Below are 2,925 nucleotides of genomic sequence, written 5' to 3'. Positions count from 1 at the left end.
CGCGGGCGTTCGCCTTGCGGTAGAGGCGGGCTCGGCCTTCGACGGTTTCGGAGGCGCGGATCGCGACGGGCAGGCGTTCGGGGACCAGGGGGCCCAGTCGGCGTGCGCGCCACAGGGCGGCCAGTGCTGCCGCGATGAAGAGCTGGAGCGTGCCCCAGAGCCAGCCCGAGGGGATCAGGTCGAAGAAGCTGCGGTCGTCGGAGCCGGTGGCGGCGTCGTCGGAGAGGGAGGGGAGGTACCAGACCAAGTGGGGGCGGGTACCGAGGAGTTGGAGGGCGAGCGAGGCGTTGCCCTGCTCGTCGAGGGTGTCGTTGAGGAGGATGTCGGGGGCGCCGAGGAGCACCGTGTCGCCGTTGCCGTTGCCGTTGCCGTCGCCGGTCTTGTCCGGCAGGCGCAGGAGCGTGGGGGCGCCGTCGCTCGGGTAGCAGGCGTCGGCGTCGGTTGCCGTCGTGTCGTAGCGGAGGCCACCCGTGTCCGCCGCGCCGGCACTGCGGGCGGCCGGCAGGGAGCAGTCGGGGTCGAGCGTCGTGTCGGTGCTGGGGGCGGGGTCCGCGGTGACCCCGGGCGCCAGGGTGTCGACCGAGGCGGCACCGGGGGCGACGAGGAGTGTGCGGCCGCCCGAGCCGGCGGTGGCGCTCCGCAGCTGCTGTTGCTGGCGGGGCGTGAGCAGGTCGGGGACGGCGACCAGGAGCGTCGTGTCCGGTCCTGCCGCGGCGCGGGCCTCGGCGGTCGTGGTGACGACGCGTGTGGTCACGCCGCGGTCGGCGAGGAGTTCGGCGGCGGCGCGGCTGCCGTACTGGTCGGCGGAGCGCGGGTCGAGCGTGCCGTGCTTCTCGCCGGAGCGGACGACCGCGATGACGACGGCGGCGAGCAGGAGGATGACCAGGGCCAGCGCGATGCCTCGCGTGCGGGTCCAGATCTGGCGGGCCGTCGGGGTGGTGGAGGTGCCGGCCTCGGGGGGCGTCGTCGGTGGCTGCGAGGGCGGGACCGTGAGGGTGGTCGTACCGCTCGGTGGCTGCGAGGGCTGCTGCGTTGCGGCAGCCGGGTGCTGAGGGGTGCTCGGCGGCTGGTTCGGGGTTGCGGGGTCGGTCACCGGGGCGCTCCCGGGGCGGCGGCGAGGGACGGGGTGGTGCGTTCCACCGCGGTGTCCAGGGCGGTCAGGCGCTGGTACGTCTCCGGGGTCGCGGTGCGGCCGCCGTACGTGACGTCGTCGAAGTCGCGGGCCGCCGCGCGCAGGGCGTCGGCGTGCTGGGGGAGCGGGCGGGCTGCTTCGGTGGCGGCCTCGTCCGCGGTGCGGCCGGGGCGCGGGTCGAGCAGGGCGCGTTCCTCCAGGGAGCGGACCAGCGCGCGCATGCGCTCCTGGACGGCCTGGTTCCAGTGGCCCTGGGCGGCGTGGGCCTCGGCGGCCGCGCGGTGTTCGGCAGCGCTGCGCGGGCGGTCGTCGAAGAGCGGGGCCGTCGACGTGGGAGTGCGGCGCGGCACGCCGAGGCGCCACCAGAGAGCGGCTGCCACGGCGACGACCGCGAGCACGATCACGAGGAGGCCGACGGTGCCGCCGGGGGCGGCACCGGACGCCGCGGAGAACAGCTTGTCGACCCACTCCCAGAACTTGTTCAGGGCGCGCATGAACCAGCTCGGATCGTTCTCGTGGTACGCGGGCTTGGACAGCTCGCGTTCGGCGGCCTCCCGCGCGGCGTCGCGCGGGATCGTCACCGGTGGCCCGTCCCCGTCGGCGCGCGTCAGCCAGGCCGCCGCCATGCGCACTCCCCCCGGCGCACTCACGCCATCAGCTCCCCGGGGTGGCGCCGGAGGTGCTCCCGTAGTCCTGCAGTCCCGCCGCGCGGGCGAGTTCCAGGTCGAGGGCCTCGCGACGGATGCGCTGGTCGATGTAGAGCAGCACGGTGACGCCGGCGGTGATCGGGAAGGTGATGGTCGAGCCGACCACCGCGCCGATGCCGCTGACGATCAGGAAGGCCCAGCCGGCGTCGCCGCCGGTGTCGAGGAAGCTGCTCATGCCGTCGCCGCTGACCACACCCGCGATGAGGGTGAAGGGGACGAGGATGATCGACGCGACGACGCCGGCGATGATCGACGCGAGGATCTGGATGCCGAAGACGCGCCACCAGGACCCGCGGACCAGCTTGGTGGAGCGGCCCATCGCCTTGCGGACGGTCTGCTTCTCCAGCATCAGCGCGGGCGAGGCCAGCGAGAAGCGGATCATCAGCCAGACCGCGACGACGAACCCGACGACGCCGCCGAGGACCGCGAGCGCGATGCCTCCGTCGTTCGAGCCGAAGACGGCGACGAGGATGCCGGGGACGGTGCCGACGAAGACGATCGCGGCGGCGATCAGCGGCAGCAGCAGGGTCAGGCCGAGCAGCCTGAAGACCTGCGGCCGGGCGTCGCGCCAGGCTTCCCCTATGGTCACGGACTTGCCGAGCACGGCGCGGCTCGTGACCGTCGTCAGCAGGGCCGTGGCGATGATCGTGCCGAGCAGCGTCACCACCTGGACGACGCCGGAGCCGATGAGGATCCCGCCCATGGCGCGGGTGACCTCGCCCGCGGTCGCGTTGGGGTCGTCGAGGGCGTCGGTGGTCGCGGAGTCGTTGAGGATGAAGCCCTGGAGGAGCACGACCAGGATCTCGGTGATCACGGCGACGGTGAGAGAGATGCCCAGGACGGTGCGCCAGTAGGTGCGCATCGTCGACACCGCGCCGTCGAGGATCTCGCCGACGCCGAGCGGGCGCAGCGGGATGACGCCGGGCTTGGCGGCCATCGGCTTGCCCTGCCAGCCGCCCCAGCCGGGGCCGCCGTATCCCGGGCCGCCGCCGTAGCCGGGGCCTCCGTAGCCAGGGCCTCCGCCGTATCCGGGGCCGCCGGGACCGCCCTGCGGCGTGCCCCACTGGCCGGGGTGGCCGCCGGGTG

General features: G+C 74.4%; 3 protein-coding genes. All 3 read right to left on the bottom strand.

The window, feature by feature from the left end; translation table 11 throughout:
- The coding region (locus M4J07_RS47365; protein ID WP_255983541.1) for a DUF4350 domain-containing protein at positions 1-919 on the bottom strand (919 nt) is incomplete at its 3' end.
- 170 nt (positions 920-1,089) lie between these two features.
- The gene (locus tag M4J07_RS47360) at positions 1,090-1,758 is read right to left on the bottom strand and encodes a DUF4129 domain-containing protein (RefSeq protein WP_255983539.1); all 669 of its coding nucleotides are present in this window, start codon (positions 1,756-1,758) and stop codon (positions 1,090-1,092) included.
- Positions 1,759-1,786: 28 nt separating this feature from the next.
- Positions 1,787-2,925: glycerophosphoryl diester phosphodiesterase membrane domain-containing protein (locus M4J07_RS47355; RefSeq protein WP_255983537.1), on the bottom strand; the 1,139-nt coding region annotated here is incomplete at its 5' end.

The sequence above is a fragment of the Streptomyces longispororuber genome, from assembly GCF_024448165.1.
Lineage (GTDB): Bacteria > Actinomycetota > Actinomycetes > Streptomycetales > Streptomycetaceae > Streptomyces > Streptomyces longispororuber_A.
Note: the sequence above shows the minus strand (reverse complement) of the source record. Positions and strands in the feature narration are given on the sequence as shown.